General features: G+C 60.1%; 17 protein-coding genes and 1 tRNA gene. 2 read left to right on the top strand and 16 right to left on the bottom strand.

The window, feature by feature from the left end:
* Nucleotides 1-5: 5 nt before the first annotated feature.
* Nucleotides 6-1,448 carry an NADP-dependent succinate-semialdehyde dehydrogenase gene (gene gabD, locus OH720_RS00785; RefSeq protein WP_272604195.1) on the bottom strand — a complete coding sequence of 481 codons (1,443 nt, stop codon included), beginning with the start codon at nucleotides 1,446-1,448 and terminating at the stop codon, nucleotides 6-8.
* 347 nt (nucleotides 1,449-1,795) lie between these two features.
* Between gabD and OH720_RS00780 the strand changes: the two genes are divergently transcribed.
* A tRNA-Arg gene (locus OH720_RS00780) sits at nucleotides 1,796-1,872 on the top strand.
* A gap of 90 nt (nucleotides 1,873-1,962) precedes the next feature.
* Here the strand turns inward: OH720_RS00780 and OH720_RS00775 are convergent.
* From OH720_RS00775 to OH720_RS00740, 8 genes are all read right to left on the bottom strand, one after another.
* A complete protein-coding gene (locus OH720_RS00775; RefSeq protein WP_272604194.1) occupies nucleotides 1,963-3,318 on the bottom strand; it encodes a M48 family metalloprotease in 1,356 nt (451 codons plus the stop codon).
* Nucleotides 3,315-3,680 carry a hypothetical protein gene (locus OH720_RS00770; RefSeq protein WP_272604193.1) on the bottom strand — a complete coding sequence of 122 codons (366 nt, stop codon included), beginning with the start codon at nucleotides 3,678-3,680 and terminating at the stop codon, nucleotides 3,315-3,317. Before OH720_RS00770 ends, OH720_RS00775 begins: the two co-directional genes overlap by 4 nt.
* The gene (locus tag OH720_RS00765; protein WP_272604192.1) at nucleotides 3,640-5,112 is read right to left on the bottom strand and encodes a CHASE2 domain-containing protein; all 1,473 of its coding nucleotides are present in this window, start codon (nucleotides 5,110-5,112) and stop codon (nucleotides 3,640-3,642) included. The genes OH720_RS00770 and OH720_RS00765 overlap by 41 nt, the downstream gene beginning before the upstream one ends.
* Nucleotides 5,113-5,445: 333 nt before the next feature.
* Nucleotides 5,446-5,715, bottom strand: a complete 270-nt coding sequence (locus OH720_RS00760; RefSeq protein ID WP_272604191.1) for a hypothetical protein — start codon at nucleotides 5,713-5,715, stop codon at nucleotides 5,446-5,448.
* Nucleotides 5,716-5,735: 20 nt separating this feature from the next.
* A complete protein-coding gene (locus OH720_RS00755) occupies nucleotides 5,736-6,365 on the bottom strand; it encodes a hypothetical protein (protein ID WP_272604190.1) in 630 nt (209 codons plus the stop codon).
* Nucleotides 6,362-6,943 (bottom strand): RNA polymerase sigma factor, encoded by a 582-nt coding sequence (locus tag OH720_RS00750; RefSeq protein WP_442967301.1) that lies wholly within the window; start codon nucleotides 6,941-6,943, stop codon nucleotides 6,362-6,364. Before OH720_RS00750 ends, OH720_RS00755 begins: the two co-directional genes overlap by 4 nt.
* Nucleotides 6,944-6,972: 29 nt before the next feature.
* Nucleotides 6,973-8,685: a vWA domain-containing protein gene (locus tag OH720_RS00745; RefSeq protein WP_272604189.1), complete on the bottom strand. Its 1,713-nt coding sequence runs from the start codon at nucleotides 8,683-8,685 to the stop codon at nucleotides 6,973-6,975.
* An 86-nt stretch (nucleotides 8,686-8,771) separates the two neighbouring features.
* On the bottom strand, nucleotides 8,772-9,335 hold the full coding sequence (locus OH720_RS00740) for a YbhB/YbcL family Raf kinase inhibitor-like protein (RefSeq protein ID WP_272604188.1): 564 nt from the start codon (nucleotides 9,333-9,335) through the stop codon (nucleotides 8,772-8,774).
* Nucleotides 9,336-9,475: 140 nt separating this feature from the next.
* Here OH720_RS00740 and OH720_RS00735 point away from each other — a divergent pair, with 140 nt between their 5' ends.
* Entirely contained in the window at nucleotides 9,476-10,999 is a 1,524-nt protein-coding gene (locus tag OH720_RS00735) for an apoptosis inducing factor family protein (protein WP_272604187.1), read from the top strand.
* Between the two features lie 113 nt (nucleotides 11,000-11,112).
* On the opposite strand, the gene OH720_RS00730 is transcribed toward OH720_RS00735, so the two are convergent.
* The 7 genes from OH720_RS00730 to OH720_RS00700 all read right to left on the bottom strand — a co-directional run bounded on the left by OH720_RS00730 (nucleotide 11,113) and on the right by OH720_RS00700 (nucleotide 18,647).
* On the bottom strand, nucleotides 11,113-12,624 hold the full coding sequence (locus OH720_RS00730; protein ID WP_272604186.1) for a YdgA family protein: 1,512 nt from the start codon (nucleotides 12,622-12,624) through the stop codon (nucleotides 11,113-11,115).
* Between the two features lie 258 nt (nucleotides 12,625-12,882).
* A complete protein-coding gene (locus tag OH720_RS00725; protein WP_272604185.1) occupies nucleotides 12,883-13,521 on the bottom strand; it encodes an NADH:ubiquinone oxidoreductase subunit N in 639 nt (212 codons plus the stop codon).
* Between the two features lie 93 nt (nucleotides 13,522-13,614).
* The gene (locus tag OH720_RS00720) at nucleotides 13,615-15,063 is read right to left on the bottom strand and encodes an efflux transporter outer membrane subunit (RefSeq protein WP_272604184.1); all 1,449 of its coding nucleotides are present in this window, start codon (nucleotides 15,061-15,063) and stop codon (nucleotides 13,615-13,617) included.
* Nucleotides 15,060-15,947, bottom strand: coding sequence for an efflux RND transporter periplasmic adaptor subunit (locus OH720_RS00715; RefSeq protein ID WP_272604183.1), 888 nt, complete (start codon nucleotides 15,945-15,947; stop codon nucleotides 15,060-15,062). The genes OH720_RS00720 and OH720_RS00715 overlap by 4 nt, the downstream gene beginning before the upstream one ends.
* A complete protein-coding gene (locus OH720_RS00710; RefSeq protein WP_008059581.1) occupies nucleotides 15,944-16,153 on the bottom strand; it encodes a DUF1656 domain-containing protein in 210 nt (69 codons plus the stop codon). Before OH720_RS00710 ends, OH720_RS00715 begins: the two co-directional genes overlap by 4 nt.
* Nucleotides 16,150-18,222 (bottom strand): FUSC family protein, encoded by a 2,073-nt coding sequence (locus OH720_RS00705; RefSeq protein WP_272604182.1) that lies wholly within the window; start codon nucleotides 18,220-18,222, stop codon nucleotides 16,150-16,152. Before OH720_RS00705 ends, OH720_RS00710 begins: the two co-directional genes overlap by 4 nt.
* Nucleotides 18,219-18,647 carry a MarR family winged helix-turn-helix transcriptional regulator gene (locus tag OH720_RS00700; protein WP_272604181.1) on the bottom strand — a complete coding sequence of 143 codons (429 nt, stop codon included), beginning with the start codon at nucleotides 18,645-18,647 and terminating at the stop codon, nucleotides 18,219-18,221. Before OH720_RS00700 ends, OH720_RS00705 begins: the two co-directional genes overlap by 4 nt.
* Between the last annotated feature and the right edge of the window lie 108 nt (nucleotides 18,648-18,755).

Here is an 18,755-nt window from a genome sequence, read left to right as displayed (position 1 = left end):
CGGGCTTAGATGCCCAGGCAGAGGTATTTGATTTCCAGGTAATCTTCGATGCCGTACTTGGAGCCTTCACGGCCCAGGCCCGAGGCCTTGATGCCGCCGAATGGCGCGACTTCGTTGGAGATCAGACCGGTGTTGACGCCGACCATGCCGTATTCCAGGGCTTCTGCCACGCGGAACACGCGACCCAGGTCACGAGCATAGAAGTACGAAGCCAGGCCGAACTCGGTGTCGTTGGACATCGCGATCACATCGGCTTCGTCTTTGAAGCGGAACAGTGGAGCCAGTGGGCCGAAAGTTTCTTCCTTGGCCACGGCAGCATTGTTCGGCACGTTGGTCAGGATGGTCGGTTCGAAGAAGTTGCCTTCCATCGGCTTGCCGCCAGCCAATACGGTCGCGCCTTTGCTCAGGGCGTCGGCGATGTGCTCTTGCACCTTGGCCACGGCTTTTTCGTCGATCAGCGGGCCAGTGGTGGTTCCGTCTTCCAGTCCGTTACCGATCTTCAGCTTGGCCACGGCCACTTTCAGTTTCTCGGCGAAGGCGTCGTAGACACCGTCCTGAATGTACAGACGGTTGGCGCAGACGCAGGTCTGGCCGTTGTTGCGGTATTTGGAAATGATCGCGCCTTCGACGGCCTTATCCAGGTCCGCGTCGTCGAACACGATGAACGGTGCGTTGCCGCCCAGTTCCAGGGACACTTTCTTGATGTCCTTGGCGCATTCGGCCATCAGCTGACGACCAATTTCGGTCGAACCGGTGAAGGACAGCTTGCGCACGATCGGGTTGCTGGTCAGCTCGGTACCGATGTCGCCGGCGCTGCCGGAAACAACGCTGAACACGCCAGCCGGGATACCGGCACGCTGGGCCAGTTCGGCCAGGGCGAAAGCGGAGTATGGGGTTTGCGAAGCAGGCTTGAGCACCATGGTGCAACCGGCGGCCAGGGCCGGGCCGGCTTTACGGGTGATCATGGCCGCCGGGAAGTTCCACGGGGTGATGGCCGCGGTCACGCCGATTGGCTGCTTGATCACGATCAGGCGCTTGTCTGGCTGGTGGCCCGGAATCACGTCACCGTAGATGCGCTTGGCTTCTTCGGCGAACCACTCGATGAAGGAAGCGGCGTAAACGATTTCGCCCTTGGCTTCGGCCAATGGCTTGCCTTGTTCCATGGTCATCAGGCGAGCCAGGTCGTCCTGGTTCTCGATCATCAGTTCGAACCAGCGACGCAGTTTGCCCGCACGTTCTTTGGCGGTCAGTGCACGCCAGGCCGGCAGCGCTTTATCAGCAGCTTCGATCGCACGGCGGGTTTCGGCAGCGCCCATTTTCGGCACGGTGCCCAGGATTTCGCCCGTTGCCGGGTTGTTGACCTTGATCGTCTGACCGTTGTCCGCGTCTACCCAAGCGCCATCGATGAAGGCTTGCTGGCGGAACAACTGGGTGTCTTTAAGCTGCATGTCGGCTTTCCTTAACAGCACCGCGCACGCGCGGAGCAAATTATGATTGTAGAAAGGCGCCTCAGTAGGCTGCCGTCAGGGAAATCATTCACCGGGCTGAAGCACATAAATAGCGCACTGATTCAAATCGTGCGGTTCAGCACCCAGACAAGAGCGTTTGAAATCTCAAACGAATCCTAGGATCAAAGGGGGTAAAGGACAATAGCCTGTTCGAAAAAAAGAACGAAAACGCCGCATTTGCTGCTATTTTCTGATCAACGTAGCAAACGCAGGTTACGCTTTTAAAAAACGCATGCGATTCAGCAGCATGGACGCCCGCATTGCATATGCGTATCATGGCGCCCGCTGCACCAGTAGCTCAGCTGGATAGAGTACTGCCCTCCGAAGGCAGGGGTCGTGGGTTCGAATCCCGCCTGGTGCACCATACGTAGAAACGAGAAAGCCTCAGGCCGTAGGGTCTGGGGCTTTTTTGTATCTTTCAAAATGCTCCTGCACACTCTTGGAGCAGCTGGAATCACCAGTTCGCACCGCCAGACTGCGATGCTTGTTTCTCGAACTTGGCGCAGGCGTTGTAGGTATTGACGTCATCAACCACATTGGAAACGCATCGGCCATAAGCGATCAGCTCGTAAACCTGCAGGCCATGGCGCTTGGTCAGGTAATACTCCACAGGTAATAACTGTGCCATGTAGCCCACCTCCAGGTGCGAGTCTTCAATGGCCTTCGATACCTGCTTGCGGTCACCGCTTCGGTCGACCTCCTTGAATAGCATGTTGAACGTCCAGGCAGTGCGCCCAGTGCTCTGCAGGCTTGTGCGCAAATAGGATGCTGCACGCGCGGAGTCGCCAGTGATGGCGTAAGCCATGGCCAGTTTGTTGGTGACTGCGACATTGCCTTGCAGGGTCGCAGGCAAGGGCTGCGCCTCAATGCGAGTCAAATTTGCCTTGAGCTGCTCGCGATTACTGGAAACCAAATCGTTTAGCCGGAACAGGTAGTCGACCGAAGAGAAGTCCGGCAGCGGCCCACCCGGCCGACGACGGCGCTGCTCTGGTGGCAGGCTGGCGGCGAACTTCACGGTCGAATCCAGTCGCTGTTCGGACGATTGGTAGATACTCTCGTCCACATGGCTTAGCTCCTTGCTACAGCCCTTCAGGTTAATCTGGTAGTTACCGCCTTTGCCCGTCAAGCATCGGGCCGTTTTCGGAGCTTGCGCCAACAGAGCTCCTTCACCGTACTTGCCGAGTCGGCGGACAGCCATTTTGAGGCCATCAAGAGAATATCCGGCTTTCACCAGCAACTGCGCGGCGAAGCGATCTGCAGCGATTTCCTGTTCCTGATTCCAGTGCCGGTAGACGAAGCCTTTAGCCATATCATCGACAGTCTCGCCAAAGAGCAGACTGTAACCGCCGGCTCCAGCGGCCCAAGCGCCCAGCTTGGTCATATCCAATGCCGTCTGTTGCAAGCTGCCCTTCGTGGTATCGCCCTGATAGACATGCCCGAGTTCGTGGGCGATGACTGCTGCAACCTCATCTTCGGAGCTGGCTTGGGCTATCAAGCCGGCCGACACCACGATGGTTGTATTAGAGAGCGAATAGGCTTCATACCCGCTGAAGGAGTCCACAACTACTACGCAGTCGCACGATTTTCCCCAGGCACCTTCAAGGCGCTGGCGGACACGCTGCACATATTCGATCAGCGCCGGATCCAAGACCGGGGTGCGATCCATCTGCCGCAATAGTCTCACGTCGTCGATATTGATCTTGCGATCGGCCCCCTCCAACGGCTTGAACGCGCTGTACTTCGGGTCGACAGCGCAACCGGACAGCGCCGCAAGTGCGAGTGCAAACAGGCAGACACCCAGCCTGATCATTTGCATCCCTCGCCCGCGCCTTTAACGCTTGCAGATTTAGCATCGCCAGCCAGGGTCACAGGTATGGTGCTGCAGGCGTCGACCACCAGTTTTTCGTTTACCAACTCCACATCGGCACGAGAAACCCTCCAGGCAGCGGCGCCGTGGCGGAACTCCAGCCGGCTACCTTCCACGGCCTTGGCCGGCAGCGGAAAGGACAATTTGCCCAGCTGCGATATCATCCGATACTCACCACCATTAGTGGCCTGAGCCTCGACTTCTTCGGGATGGGGAATTCTCTGGATCTGCAGCGTATCTGCCGAAACCGGAACAATGTTCAAACTAGCAAGCAGGAGCAAGTGGATCGGAAACCACGTTTTCATTGGATACATCCTTGTGATAGTTCGGCTCACTCGCCGCGATTGCCTCCCACAGAAACGGGATGAAGGCGGATAACGACATCCAGCCTTCGGGAGCCACGCTCAGGCGGTAGCACAGGTAGAAACTCGACGTGACCAGCAGCATTGAGAGCACGGTTAAACCCAATGCTTTGATCACCTTTACGACAACCAAATCGCTCTTGGCATCAGCAGCGATCTTCTTCTGAACCTTCCAACCAAGAGTGCCGTGCCGCCACATCCAGAACAGAATCGCCAGAAACAAACAGAAAAAAATGAATTTTTCAGAGTCGCTTTGGCGTATGTAGTCCTGGCCCTTTTCACTTAAGTTCACCAACGCATTGGCATGCAGGTATACGCCCGCCACCTGCCCATAAAGTGGCGATGCAACGTAGTCGTTCAGGCTGGGCATAACGTTCCCCACCAACACCGCGAATGGTTCGTCGGGCTTGAGGTGGGGCGGCCTGAGGCTGACCGGATGCTCTCCATACAACTGAGACAGCCGCACCTGATGCACGGGCATGCATACAGCTGGCGGGTTTTTGGCCGCTGTAGCGAGACCAGCAAGGCGATAGAAAATTGCTACAACATCTCGCCACGCGCTCTGCGAGCTGGCCGGACAATCATCCCGGGGTGTGATACTCCACTGAATGGCTAGATCTGGGTGGTTTGGGGAGTCGATCCACTGACAATCATCACCGCGTGCTTTGCACAGTTCCTGGTAGAGTGCACTGGCTGCCGTCGCTACAGGTGTATCTCCCTGCGCACCTCCCAGCGGGGCCTGCAACGGGTAAAGGTCGCCAGCACCCTCCCAGGCCGAGACAGCCAGCGAAGCGGGCTGCAACTGCTCAAGGGACTGTGGAGACATCGGCACAAACCTCCCCCCACCGGCCAGATGAATCCTCGATGCAACTGGATTAGCGTCCAGTCGCTTCAAATTACGACCGAGTTGCCCCAAGTTTTCGCTCGTCGCACGCGGGCGCTCAAAGAAGATGTCGTAGAAAATAGCTGCAGGAGCAGCCTCACCGCCTCTAGGTAGAGCGAGGTCTCGCAAAATTCGGCCATGATCTGCGTATGTCAGAGGCCAGTCATTGGCCTCCATCCAGCCCTTTCCTTCATTGTTCAACCCTGCGATGCTGGGGTAATCGATGGCTACAACCGTTACTGGTGCAGGAGCGACGGGAAAAGCGAATGCTCGAAATCGTCCGATCTGATCCGACAATGCCTTGTCAGCAGCAGAAGACAGGCCAAACGGGTCACTGAACAACACCCAGGATGCAAAGCCTAGATAAAGCAATACACGAACCAGCGGGCACCGACGCAACCGCTCAATTGCGCAGTCCAACGCCTTGGTGACGCGCTCAAAGCCTGAGCAAATAAACGACCAGAAAGATAACAAGGTACATAAAGTTTTCACGCCATCACTCCGTGATGTCACTTGGCCATTCCCGGGCGAAGAATATCCAAAGGTTTCATGCTGTGTAAATTCAAATAAAAAATATGCCGCCAATACACCAGCGCAATGCCACGAAGGGTATTTAGGACGAACCCTGGATCAAATCGACTTCGCTAATTTCTTTTTGTCGTCGCTGGCTGCCGACGAAGGAGAGACGTATACCGCCGGATACTGCGGCGCGAGTCATATCCTCACTAGTTAGTATCAATGTATTCGGTACCAACGCAGATCCATGTACGGACCGGACACAGATCCAACACTGCCCCAAATAAAAAAACCGCCGAAGCGGTTTTTTCATTCTGTCGTCCAATCAAACTCGTCGTATTCATCATCCTCATCGTCCTCGGATTCTTCCACTTCAAGAACGTCTTCTTCCTCAGCATCACCCTCTTCCTGCTGGTTCAGCAGAAAATCCTTACGACTCTCGGTAATTGCCCGTCGTAATTCCTCGCCCTTTTCCGGGCAGTTGAGCATTTGGGCGATGCGGTCGATTTTTTTTGTCACGGCATCCTCCAACGCATCGACTATGGCCCGATAGTGCGCGCTTTCGGGCCTTGATGCCAAATTGTCGAGCGTTATGCCGGTCAGTTTTTCTGCAGATCCTTCAGTCGGGCGCTGAGGTTTTCGTCGGGGAAGCGTTTGTGCAAGTCGGCCAGCAGTTTATCGGCGGCTTGCTTGTGCCCGTTTTTTTGCAGGCGAAGCACTTCGCGCAATTGATCATCCAGGGATTTCACAGGGGCCCCGGCGCGCTTGCTGACTTTGGCTTCGTCCGCCATGTCGACACTGAAGGATTCTGCTTGCGCCGGGGCCATCGATTCCGCCATGGGTGCGGCGGGTGCAGGTGCGGAGAGCGCGCCAACCGGGGCCTTCAGGGAACGGGCCGGCCCTGGCGGCGCTGCTTCGGCTTCCTGTTTGACGACCGGTACCGAGGCTTTGGGCGCGGGCGCGAAGTCGTAGCCTGGCACTTGCTCAGGTGTGCGTTGCACCAGCGAGAGCACCAGCGCGATGCCGACGAGGCTGGCGAATGCCACTTGCCAGCGGGGTTGCTGGCAGGCGCGAATCCAGCGTTGCCACAGCCCTGGCTTCGGCGAGGGTGCGGCGTTGCGCGCGGCGGCCAGGATCAAGGCATCGAGATGCGCCGGTGGTTCGCCGGTGGCCTGCTCGCGGTAATGTTCGAGCGCTTGGTGATCCGTGGTGTGCTTGGCGTCAGTCATGTCAGTACCTCCTCGGCCAGCAGCCGACGCAGTTTTTGCTGGGCGTAACGCAAGCGGCTCTTGACGGTTTCCAGCGGAGTTTCGGTGAGGGTGGCGATCTGCGGTAAATCGAGATCGCTGTAGGCGCGCAGCAGGAACACTTCGCGCTGGTCGGCGGGCAAGGCTTGCAGGGCAGCTTCAAGGCGCTGGCTGTCGCGGCTCAGGCTCAGCAGCTGTTCAGGGTCGGCCGCCTCGTCGGGCAGGGCATGGGCCTGTTCGTCGTAGCTGTCGTGCAGCGGTTGATGGGCGCCGTGTTTGCGCCAGTGATCGATCAAGCGGTTGCGGGCAATCTGGTAGAGCCAGGTACGAAAAGTCGCCCGACCTTGTGGCTGACTGCCGCTGCGGATCAAGCTCAACCAGGTTTCCTGATAGACCTCCTCGGCGAGTTCAGCCCTGCCACTCAACCCCAGCAGAAATCGGTACAAGCCCTGACGGTGGCGCGCGTACAAAATCTCGAACGCCGCACCGTCGCCCTCGCGATAACGGGCCAGCAGCGATTCGTCGCTGCTGGCCTCAAGGCTGCTTGCAGGTGCAAACAGCTGGCTGATGAACCCTTTCAATCGGCTCACTATTCAATCCGTCGTTCGGTGGCAGTTGGATTCGACGCCGTGGTGGTGCGCAGGCTCTGCGCCAGTTCCACCAATTGTATGAACTCGCTGCGCAGGCCGAAGCGGTCATCGCCCCGAGCGCCTCGGGCCAGCGTTTCAGTGTCCTTGAGGCTGAATTCGCCGGTGTAGCGTCCGTCCTTGAGTTGTTGGGAAAACGCTGCCACTGCCGCGGCAAACCGCAGGTCATCGCTGGCTTTGCCAGTCGGGGAGTCAACGATCGGGCGCTCGATCAGGCGACTGTTACCACCCTCCGGCATTTGATAACGCACCCGCAGCATCGCCAATTCGCCATGTTTTTCGGAAACAGCGGAGTCCGCTTGAGCGTAGCGCAGCGGCTCCAGCCAACCCTTCTCACCCTTGGGGACAATTTCGTACAACGCAGTCACAGTATGTCCTGCACCGATCTCACCGGCATCGACCTTGTCATTGCTGAAATCCTCACGTTTCAATGCACGGTTTTCATAACCCAGCAGGCGATATTCGCTGACGTGCGCGGGGTTGAATTCCACTTGCAGCTTGACGTTTTTCGCCACGACGGCAAGGGTCGAGCCCAGTTGATCCACCAGCACCTTGCGCGCCTCACGCAGGTTGTCGATGTAGGCGTAGTTGCCATCGCCAGCATCGGCCAGTTGTTCCATCAGGTGTTCATTGTAGTTATCCACACCAAAACCCAGGGTGGTCAGGGATACGCCGGTCTTGCGTTTATCCACAGCCATTTGCTTGAGGCTGTCGAAGTCGCTGACGCCGACATTGAAGTCACCGTCCGTGGCCAGCAGCACACGGTTGATGCCCTTGGGGATAAATGCCTGTTGCGCCTGTTGATAAGCCAGTTCGATGCCCGAGGCTCCGGCGGTGGAACCGCCTGCAGTCAATTGGTCGATAGCTGTACGAATTTTCGCTTTTTCCCGTCCAGAAGTGGATTCGAGTACCACGCGCGATTCCCCGGCGTAGACCACCAACGAAACCCGATCCTGTTCACGCAGTTGCTCGACCAGCAATTTCAGGGTGCTTTTGACCAGCGGCAGGCCCTCGCGGCGATCCATCGAACCGGACACGTCCACCAGGAACACCAGGTTCGCCGGGGCCAGTTCAGCGACCACGCGATCCGAAGCCTTGATGCCGATGCGCAACAAGCGCGTGTGCGGGTTCCAGGGTGACGCTGCCAGTTCCGTGGTCACGCCGAAGGGCGAGCCGTCGGTGGGCAAGGCGTAGTCGTAAGGGAAGTAATTGACCATCTCTTCCAGCCGCACCGCCCCTTCCGGTGGCAGTCGCCCCTGGTTGAGCAAACGGCGGACGTTGGCGTAAGCGCCGGTGTCGACGTCGACGCTGAAGGTCGAGACCGGCGCCTGGGCGACGCTGTGGATCGGGTTGTCTGCCAGGGCCTGATATTGCTCGCGCTGTTCGTCACGGTAGCCCTGTGGATAAGCCTCTCCGGCCGGTATTGGCGCGAAACGGGCCATGGGCGCCGCGCTCACGCTGCGTTTGGCCACCGCGGCATCAGCCATGACGGTTTCATGTTGCACCAAGGCTTCGCTTTTCAGCTCAGACTGAGCCGGTGGCGGTACCGCTGCGGATTCAGGTTTCGAAGAAACGCCGCAACCGGCAATCGCCAGCAACAGCCCGGCGGTGAAACCCTGGGCGACCGGACGTAGAACATGCAGAGGGAGAGACATGGGGCTGACCTCAGGAGGAATTTGATCCATTCATCCTGTGAGACGGACAGCCCGATCGGTTCGGGTTAACCCTCGCTAAAAAACTTTTAGCGGTGGTAGCGCCGGACCACGCTGCTGTTTTTCAGTACGTGACCTTTGATTTTTTCCAGCAGCTGGGTGCGCGTCAGGCCGGCTGGCAGGGCATCGGGGGCCAGGTCCAGGGCGAAGATCTGGATGATGTAATGATGCGCGCTGTCGCCAACCGGAGGGCAAGGGCCGACGTACCCCGTAGTGCCTTTGCTGTTGGTGCCGCCGACACCCTCGAGCCCGGATTTTGTTCCGACACCTGCTGGAATCTGGTGCGTGCCGGCCTTGATGCCGTAATGCACCCAGTTGTCGACGCCCTGGCCTTTTTGGCCATCCGGGTCGTGCATGACGATGGCGTAGCTGAGCGTGCCTGCAGGGCCGGCGTTCCAGTTCAGCGCCGGCGAAACATTGTGTCCGCCACAACCCTGGGCGTCGCTGGCGGCGGCCGAGGTGAACAATCGGTCATCCGAGACGCCCGGGATGTTCAGGGTGAAATGTTCCTGGGCCGCCTGCGCCGGAAATTGCACGCAAAGGGCGACTGCTGCGGCCGCCAGCCAAGGGGTCAGAGAGGTCAATCGGGTCATACCGGGAGTACCTGGTGCGGGTGGGGCCGAGGTCGGCGAGCAAACTATAGCCGGACCGTTCGCGCGGTGGCAGTGGGAATTGGCTGAACCTCGAATTAAGCGCCAGACTCTTAATTGAAACGCCTGTCTGGAGAGCGATCATGACCCTGCATCGCGTTGCCCGTCTCGCCGATATACCCGAAGACCGTGGCCTGGAAGTCAGCATCCAGGACAGCAAAATCCTCCTGCTGAAAGTCGGCGATCAAGTACGCGCCTATCAAGGCGAATGCCCGCATGCCGGCGCGCCGCTGGTCGAAGGCGCGCTCTGCCATGGGCGGCTGACGTGTCCATGGCACAAGGGCCAGTTTCGGATCGAGGACGGCGGACTGTGTGAGCCGCCGGCCCTGGACAGCCTCAAGCGCTACCCGCTTGAAGTGCGCGGGGACGAAGTCTGGGTCGACGATCAGCCGCTGCAGGACGCTCACACGCCACCGGCCGATGACGAGCGCACCTTTGTGATTGTCGGTGCGGGTGCCGCGGGCACGGCGGCGGCATCGGCCCTGCGCGAAAAGGGCTTTGGTGGACGGGTGCTGTTGATCGACCGCGAAACCGGCGCCGGGTACGACCGCACGGTACTGAGCAAATTCGTGATTGCCGGTGAGACGCCGCTGGAGGAAGTCCCGGCCCTGCGCGAGGAAGACTTTTATCGCGAGCAAAGAGTCGAACGAATCAACGCTGAAGTGGCGAGCCTGGATGCCGCGAACAAAACACTGCGACTGGTCGACGGCCAATCGCTGAAGTACGACGCCGCATTACTGGCGACAGGCGGCATCCCCAATCGACTGCAATTGCCCGGCGCAGACCTGCCGCAGGTGTTCGTCTTGCGTTCCAAGGCGGATGCGCAACAGATTCTGCAGACCGCCAGGGCCGGTCAGCGGGCGGTGATCATCGGCGACAGTTTCATCGCCATGGAATCCGCTTCCTCCCTGCGCCAATACGGCCTGGAGGTCACTGTTCTGGCCCGCCATCCGGTGCCGTTTGCCAAACAGTTCGGCGACAGCGTCGGCAAGGCGATCCTGGCGCTGCACCAGGCCAACGGCGTGGTGTACCGGACCGAGGGGCAGGCAGCGCAGATCGAAGGGACTACGCGGGTCGAAGCGGTGCGCCTGGATAATGATCAGCGCTTGCCGGCGGACCTGGTGCTGGTCGGGATTGGCGTTACCCCGGCCACTGCGTCTTTTGCCGATCTGCCGAGGGAAAAGGACCAGTCGCTGCTGGTCGACGGCGGGATGCGCGTAGCCGACGGACTCTGGGCGGCGGGCGATATCGCGACGTTCACACTCAACGGCCAGCCCCAGCGCATCGAACACTGGCGCCTGGCGCAACAACAGGCGCGGATCGCGGCGGCGAACATGCTCGGTGGCGATGAGCGTTACCTCGACGTGCCGTATTTCTGGACCTGGCACTTTGGCAAAAACTACGACTACCTTGGGCACGCGCAAGCCTGGGACGAGGTCGAGTTCAAGGGTGATCCTGGCAACCCGCCGTTTATCGGTCTGTTCGGTAAAAATGGCGTGGTGACGGCGGCAGTGGCCTGCGATGAAGAGCGCACGATGGCGATGCTTGCGGAACGAATGAAGCAGCCGTTGTCCGTGGATGAGGCGTGGCGATTGATTCGCGGCTGAGGTGCACCTGTAGGAGCCAGGCTTGCCGGCGAAGAACGATAACGCGGTGTACCTGCTGCACCGCATTATCGTTCTTCGCCGGCAAGCCTGGCTCCTACAAGGTAGGGTGGGGGTTAGGGCTCTTGGACTACGCCTGGACCGCTGAACTTGTTCATCAGGAAACCGACAAACTCCTCGACGGTCATTTTCTGGCCGTTGAATTCCACCTGGTTATTGGCGAAGTGCAGTTGGGAGACAACGTTGTTGCCGTCCAGTTTCGCCAATTGCGAGCCGACCGCCATGCCGCTGAACATATCGGCGGTGGCTGTGGCCTGATCGGCGATGAGCTTGGCGTCGGTCTGGCCGTCGATTTGCGACTGCACGCTGAGTATGTCGACGAGCATCGGCTTGGACACTTTCAGGTTGACGTCCAGCAGCGCGATCATCTGGCGGACCAACTGGTCGGCCGGCAGGTCGATCGCTTGCGGCTTGGTCAGGTCGAGCACCAGGTTAGCGCGGCTTTCGCCATTGGCGGTGTTGAACGACAGGTTCTCCAGGGCCACCTGCGGACCGGCCGCCAGCAATTGTTCCAGGCCGGTTTTAAGCTGCGCTTCTTCTGCCGGGGTCAGGTTCAGCTCGGGCACCGGTTGACCGGCTTCGGCAGCCTCGGCCGCGGCCTGCTCATAGGGTTGCAATTTGGTCTGGTAGATCTGCATCAGCGACAACGTCGCCGGGATGTCGAGGTTCTTCAGGCTCATGGCCAGCTGGGCAGAACCCACGGCCTTGCCGTTCAGGGACACTTCACCGATCTTGTAATCGGCGCGCCCGGAAGCGCTGGTGCCTGATTCCTCGGTGTGGTTCTTCATTTCGAAGTTTTTGAAGCCCAGTACTGACTGCTTGGGGCCAAAAGTAGTTTTGCTGTTGCTCAGCTCGATAGTGTTGTCGCCGGTGTAATAGCCGTAGGTGCTTTTTGCCAGGTTGCTGGCCAGGGTGAGACCGCTCAACTCGACCTGCACCGGAGCCTGGTCTTCGGAAACCGTGGTCAGCTTGAGGCTGTCCATGTAGCCATCTGCCTTGACCTTCTGCGCCTGGGCGCTGGCCGCGACATCAACCTTCAGACCGGAAAATTTCAGGCTGGACTTGTCATCCAGCGCAGTTTCCAGCGGCAGCAATTCGAGCGTGCCGTTGGTGGAGTTGTCGTAGCCAATGTTGACCACGCCTTTGAGCGGCGAAGCGTCCTTGGTGGCGGCGAACCATTTTTCAGTGAGCGGGGTCTTTTCCAGTTCGTAGTGACTGGTTGCCATGACCGGCAACCACTTCAGCGACACCAGGCGCGAGAACGGCAGCGGGCCGTGTTCGATGTGGTCGGTAAACAGCAACTCGACCGGCGCCTCGCCGAACATTTCGCCTTCACCCTTGAGGCGGTAATGCGCAGTGCTGCTGAACACATGGCGTTCCAGGGACACCAGCTCCAGCGAGGCAGTGCCTTTGTAACCGACCATCGCAGCCTGCAATTGCTTGTTGGCATCCGCCAGGGAGGTGTTGAGCACACCTTCGATCTTGGTGCCGGTAAACCAGGCTCCGCCGGCGCTGATCGCACCAATGGCGACAACGATTCCCAGGAGCACGCCTGCTGATTTATTCATGAATGACCCGTTCAATGTCCGTTGTTGAGGTGTGGTCGTCTTCCCTGAACCCATGACGGGTTGTGGTCACGACTGCGCTGAAAGTGGGGTGCAGGTTAGCATCAGGCGCGACGGGTGGCCCAATGGTTAACGGTGAAAAAGTGTCTGTTTGAGTGCGCATGAGATCGCGTTCGCGGGCAAGCCTCGCTCCTACAGGTCAGCGTGAACCCTGTAGGAGCGAGGCTTGCCCGCGAAGGCGTCGGTACTGCCAACAGTGAATCAGGAATACTGCACTTCAATCTCATCAAGCTGATGATCAAAGGTTTTCAGCCGCGCCGTCCAGGTGTAGATCAACACTTCAAAATCCCGGTTGATCACCGCCCCACCTGTCACTTCCCCCCCGCGTGGGTCGCAGAAGTCCAGCTGATAGCGCTCGCGGGCCATGGCGGTAGCCACGTCGGCCAGCTCGCGGGCATTGTTGAGCCAGTGCCGACCGTCGTCGGCCACTTGTTTGTCCAGCTCAAGGCATTGTTTTTTCAAGCTCTCGAGGCTTTTTTCCAGCGGCGTGCCCGTGAGCTCGCCCATGACTTCCTGGAAGGTCCGGCCCGGTTGCCAGTAGCTGCCCCAGAAATACCGGTCGAAAACCGATTCGACACGCCGTAGCGCCACCTTAGTGTCCCAGATCATCACCAGGGTCTTGCCTTGTTCCAGCTGTCTTTTTTTGATTCGCTGGCCCTGGACCGAGGCCCAGGCCACCACCGCAATGGACATCACGGCGATCAACAGTGCGACGCTGTCGAGGAACGTCAGCGCCGTGTCGATCTGATGGGCCAGCATAATGCCGTAGAAATAGGTGCCCGTGAGCAGCACTAACGCCACAACGGCGCACCAGAAGCCGAGAGCATAAGGGTTTTTCATTATTGGTTTCCCCATGACCTGCGCATGCCTTGTGCGAATCCAGGGCGCTTTTTCAAGAACGCCCTTTCAACACTTCAAAGCATAGCAACGGCCTCAGGGTTTGCCGGGGTTCGACGCTTGCGTTCGTCCGCTTTCCCAACCGCCGCCCAGGGCGAGGAACAAATCGATCTGGCTGATGGCAACCTGGGTATTGGCAGCGGCCAGTTGCGCGGTGACGTCGATGTAGGTGCGGGTCGCCTGCAAGTCCGCCAGGAACGAGGCGCGACCGGCCTGGAAGAAGCGATGGGTCTGGTCGGCGGCGAGCTTCGCCGACTGCTCGGCGTCCGCCAGGGCCTCTCGGCGTTGCAGCAAGGCGGAGTACTGGGCCAGGCCGGTCTGGGTTTCACGAATAGCGTTGAGTACCACGCCATCGAAATGCGCCAGCGTGGCCTGGGTCACCGCTTCAGCCTCGCGAATCCGTGCCCGGGCGCCGTTGGTCGGCACGTTCCAGGTCAGCGACGGGCCGAAGCCCCAACGGTTGGTGGATGGCTCGCCAAGATTTTCCAGGATACCGACCGTGCCGATGGTCGCGCCGATGCGGATGTCCGGGTACAGCTCACCGGTGGCGATGCCGATACCGGCCGTCGCGGCTGCCAGTCGACGTTCGGCCTGCCGGATGTCGGGGCGGCGCTTGAGCAGCGATGCACCGTCACCCACCGGCACCAGTTGCGCGATTTTTGGCAGTTCGGCGCAGCTGTCGGTGCCGGCCGGTAGTTGATCCAGCGGCTTGGCCAGCAGCATCGACAAGCGGAATAGCCCGGCCTGACGCGCCGCTTCATAGCGCGGCATGTCGGCGCGCAAGGACTTGAATTGGGTTTGCGAACGGGTGACCTGTGTTTCATCGCCACGCCCGGCATCGCGCAAACGCTGGATGAGCGTGGTGCTCTGGGCTTGCAGGTCGAGGGAATGCTGGGCGATTTCCCGCTCCTCGTTGGCCGCGCACACCTGGGTGTAGGCCCGGACCACATCGGCCACCAAGGTGATGCGCGCCGTATCGGCGGCCGCCTGGGTCGCATCGGCATTGGCCTTGGCCGCCTCGATGCCGCGCTGCAAGGTGCCGAACAGGTCGAATTGGTAGGACGCGCTGATGCCGATATCGCCAATGTTGGCCACCGGCACCTTTTCCGGCAGCAAGAACGCTTCACCGGATTCCTGCAAACGCTGGGCGCCCATCTTCACCCCACCGCTCCAGCCGCCTGCGGCCTCGGCCGCGTCGACCTGAGCGCGAGCTCGCAGCAGGCTGGCGGCGGCCACGCGCAAATCAGTGTTGGATGCCAGGGCCTGCTGCACCAACTGGTCGAGCCGCGGGTCCTGATACAGACGCCACCAATCGGCAGGCACCGGTGCCGAGACCACCGGCTTGCCGTTCACTGCCAGTTCGCCCTGCAGGTCTTCGCGGTGGATGGCGGCGTCGTCTGGCAAGTGATAATCCGGACCGACCACCTGACACGCCGACAGCAACAAGCCTAATCCGGCAATCGCCAAACCCGAGGCCTTGCTCATTGCGCGGGCTCCCGGTTCTGGTCGTCGATGATTGATACCGTGGCGGTACGCCCGGCGATCATGCGGAAATCTTCAGGCACCTCATCGAACGCGATACGCACCGGAATCCGCTGCGCCAACCGCACCCAACTGAAGGCCGGATTGACGTTGGGCAGCAGGTTGTTGCCACTGGTGCGGTCGCGGTCTTCGATCCCGGCCACGATGCTTTCCACATGGCCGCGCAGGCGCGCGTTGTCGCCGATCACCCGGATGTCGACGCTCTGGCCGATATGGATGCCGTTGAGTTTGGTTTCTTCGAAATAGCCGTCGATATGAAAAGAATTGCTGTCCACGACCGACAATACCGGCCGCCCGGCACTGACGAATTCCTGGGTTCGCGGCGCGCGGTCGTTGACGTAACCGTCCACTGGACTGCGGATCACCGAGCGGTCGAGGTTCAACTGCGCGCTGTCTACTGCAACCTGGGCTTCCATCAACGCCACTTGTGCGCGGGCCACCCGGGACTGGCTTTCTTCCAGTTGCTCGCCCGGCACCAGATTGCCAAGGCCCTTGTTACGCTTGGCTTCGCGCTGGGCCTGGGCCAGGGTTTCCTCGCGGTCTGCCACCGCCGCTTTCGCCTGGCGCAGGGCCAGCTTGAAACGATCCTGGTCGATGCTGAACAGCACCTGGCCGCGCTTGACCAACTGGTTGTCGCGCACTTGCACTTGCTGGATCAGCCCGGAGACATCCGGCGCGATCTGCACGATGTCGGCCCGGATGTGCCCGTCACGGGTCCAGGGCGCGAACATGTAATACATCACCATGCGCCAGACCACGACAACGGCGAAGGTTACGATCAACAGGGTCAGGACCACGCGACCGAGGGTTAGAAACGGCTTTTTCATGTCATCAGGTATCGGCTGAGTGAATCCACGGCGCCAAGCAGCAGGGCGTAGAGGGCCACGTTGAACAATGCCCGGTGCCAGACCAGACGGTAAAAGTGCAGGCGCGTCAGCACCCCGTGCACCAACAGGTACAACACATAGGTAATGCCCATCAGCACCAGCAGCGTGGGCAGGAACACCCCGCTGATATCCAGATCACCGATCATAAAGGCGCTCCATCGATGCCATGGGGAAGCGGTTCTTCGGGCTCGGCAGAACCGACGAATTCGACGCCGGGCAACAACGCCAGGCGCAAGCCACTCAAGGCATGCAGCAAATGCAGGCGGGTTTCGTCATCACCCGCACTGCCCAACGCCCGGCGGGTGCGATCAAGGGTCATCAGCAACGGGCTTGGTGCCGGCAGACGCTCGCCAGCCTTGAGGCAGGCTTTGAAGTATTCGCCGACCTCGGTCACCACCTGACGCAGCAATGCCTGCGGTGCGCCGTGAACCCGCGGCGTATACGCCAGCAGGTCGAGCAGGTTCAGCGCCACACGAACTTCGCGCAAGGCGATGCCGGTGTCCTGGCCGGTCACGGCCAGCCGCGGCAAATGCTGCATCAGTCGATCCAGAACCTGCACGCCCAGGCGCCGGTGATCGGCCAGCGTGGCCGGCTCGGTGAGGCTGACGATGTCGCGCCAGGCGAAACGGGTCAGGCGCTTGGCCGCCAGCTCGGCACCGAACGGCCGGGCGATCAGGGTCCAGACGAACGCGAACAGCAACCCGATCGGGCCGGCCAGGTTGGAGTTGGCGAAGCTGAGGAAATCCGCGTCGTAGGCACCCTGGATACTGATGAACGACGAGGTGTTGACCAGGGTCAGCAACATGCCCAGGTAAAACTGCGGCTTGACCGTCAGGGTGCCGATGCAGATGAACGGCACCGCGAAGGCCAGCACCAGCATCGGGAAATCATGCAGGTTGGGCAGGACGAGAAACAGGTAGAGGCTGGCGAACACTACCGACATCGCGGTCCAGAAAAAGAACCGGTAAATCTGTGGTGCCGGGTCGTCCATCGAGGCAAAGAAGCTGCACGCCACTGCCGCCAGGATCACCGCACTGCCGCCATCGGTCCAGCCCAGCAGAATCCACAGCACCGAGGCGACAATGATCGCCGCGACGGTGGAGGCGGCGGAATAGAACATCAGGCCACGATCCAGAAACGGAGTCAGGCGCCCCAGGCGCCAATGCCGATAGACCGCGCGCCAACTGTCCTGGCTTTCGCACTGGATCGCGTGTTGCAGGCTGCGGCAGTCCTGCCACAAATCGACCCACTCGCCGAGGCGATAAATGGCGTTGGAGAACAGCAGTTGCTTGCGATCATCCAGCGCTTCGGCGCTCGGTTGCAGCGCTTCGAGTTGATCTTTGAGTGCCTGCCAGCGCTCGAGGTCAGCGCTCTTGTGACCGAGCCATTCAGTGGCGGCGGCCAGCAAGGGTGCGAACTTCTCCACCAGCTCAGGGGTGCGCCGTTCCAACGCGTAGAGCGCATCGTCGAGGGCATCGATCACCGGCAACAGGTGAATCATCCGCCCACGCAACTCCTTGGTGTTGCGCACTGTTTGTGGGCGCGCGCCTTCGTGGGGCAGCTGACCGATCATCAGTTCCAGGGTATTGAAGGTGGCAACCATCGAGGCGCGCAAGGCGCTGACTTCCTCGGGCTGCACGTTGCGACCGAGAAAGCGCGCGCTATAAGTCGACGCGTCGGCAAACCATTTGCTCACCGAATCGTTGAACACCGGGGCCAGCCGTCGCGGCCAGAACATCGCGCCAACCACGGCGGCGACGGCGATGCCGAGGAAGATTTCTTCGGTGCGCGCTTCGGCCACGTCCCACACGGCCAACGGGTTATTCACCACCGGCAGGGCGATCAACGGCAGGGTGTAGCCGGCCAGCATCAAGGCGTAATTGTTGGCGGTGCGCAAATGCATGGACAGAAACAACAGGATCCCGGTCCACAGCGCGATGACCAGCACCAGCACATAGGGACTCTGGACAAACATCGGCACGAACAGCACAGCTGCAGCGGCACCAAGAAAAGTGCCGACCGCACGGTACAACGCCTTGGAACTGGTAGGCCCGACAAAGGGGCTGGAAACGATATACACCGTGGCCATCGCCCAATAAGGACGCGGCATTTGCATGAGCAGGGCGATGTACAGCGCGATCATCGAGGCCGCGAAGGTGCGTACGCCGTAGAACCAGTCCCGTGCCGGGGGCATGCCGGAAAAGAAGCCGTTCAAGGGTTGGCTACCGGCAAATGACTGGCTGACTCGAAGGCCTTCAATACGCGCAGCGTCGCTTCAAGATCTCCCTGCTCGATGCCTTCCAGGACTTCATGACGCAAACGCACCAATTCAACCTCTACGGCTTGCACCAGGGTCCGACCGGTATCGGTCAGGCTCAGGCATTTGGCGCGCCGGTCCTGCGCGTCTTCGGTGCGGCAGACGTAGCCGCCCTGGCACAACTGATCGAGCAAGCGCACCAGGGACGGGCTTTCCATCCCCGCCGCCTGCGCCACCGTCACCTGCCGCACGCCCTCCCCCAAGCGCCCGATCATCAGCAGCGGAACGGCACAGGCTTCGGAAATTCCATAGTTGGCCAGCGTGGCCTGGCAGATTTTGCGCCAATGCCGGGCGGCCACCACCATGGTGCTGCTGATGTTCATTTGCAGAGCGTCGAGGTTATTCGGCACGAAGGAAGACACACACTGTTAGTTTGCTAACTATCAATATGACATTGGAAGGGATTTTCAGTCAAGTTTTGAAACAAATTG

The sequence above is a fragment of the Pseudomonas sp. WJP1 genome (assembly GCF_028471945.1).
Taxonomy (GTDB): Bacteria; Pseudomonadota; Gammaproteobacteria; order Pseudomonadales; family Pseudomonadaceae; genus Aquipseudomonas.
This window is presented reverse-complemented; position numbering and strand designations above follow the sequence as displayed.

What these genes read in the sequence shown, in the direction of transcription:
- gabD (WP_272604195.1), bottom strand. Translation starts at nt 1,448, where the DNA reads ATGCAGCTTAAAGACACCCAGTTGTTCCGCCAGCAAGCCTTCATCGAT.
- OH720_RS00775 (WP_272604194.1), bottom strand. Translation starts at nt 3,318, where the DNA reads ATGATCAGGCTGGGTGTCTGCCTGTTTGCACTCGCACTTGCGGCGCTG.
- OH720_RS00770 (WP_272604193.1), bottom strand. Translation starts at nt 3,680, where the DNA reads ATGAAAACGTGGTTTCCGATCCACTTGCTCCTGCTTGCTAGTTTGAAC.
- OH720_RS00755 (WP_272604190.1), bottom strand. Translation starts at nt 6,365, where the DNA reads ATGACTGACGCCAAGCACACCACGGATCACCAAGCGCTCGAACATTAC.
- OH720_RS00745 (WP_272604189.1), bottom strand. Translation starts at nt 8,685, where the DNA reads ATGTCTCTCCCTCTGCATGTTCTACGTCCGGTCGCCCAGGGTTTCACC.
- OH720_RS00740 (WP_272604188.1), bottom strand. Translation starts at nt 9,335, where the DNA reads ATGACCCGATTGACCTCTCTGACCCCTTGGCTGGCGGCCGCAGCAGTC.
- OH720_RS00735 (WP_272604187.1), top strand. Translation starts at nt 9,476, where the DNA reads ATGACCCTGCATCGCGTTGCCCGTCTCGCCGATATACCCGAAGACCGT.
- OH720_RS00730 (WP_272604186.1), bottom strand. Translation starts at nt 12,624, where the DNA reads ATGAATAAATCAGCAGGCGTGCTCCTGGGAATCGTTGTCGCCATTGGT.
- OH720_RS00725 (WP_272604185.1), bottom strand. Translation starts at nt 13,521, where the DNA reads ATGAAAAACCCTTATGCTCTCGGCTTCTGGTGCGCCGTTGTGGCGTTA.
- OH720_RS00720 (WP_272604184.1), bottom strand. Translation starts at nt 15,063, where the DNA reads ATGAGCAAGGCCTCGGGTTTGGCGATTGCCGGATTAGGCTTGTTGCTG.
- OH720_RS00715 (WP_272604183.1), bottom strand. Translation starts at nt 15,947, where the DNA reads ATGAAAAAGCCGTTTCTAACCCTCGGTCGCGTGGTCCTGACCCTGTTG.
- OH720_RS00710 (WP_008059581.1), bottom strand. Translation starts at nt 16,153, where the DNA reads ATGATCGGTGATCTGGATATCAGCGGGGTGTTCCTGCCCACGCTGCTG.
- OH720_RS00700 (WP_272604181.1), bottom strand. Translation starts at nt 18,647, where the DNA reads ATGAACATCAGCAGCACCATGGTGGTGGCCGCCCGGCATTGGCGCAAA.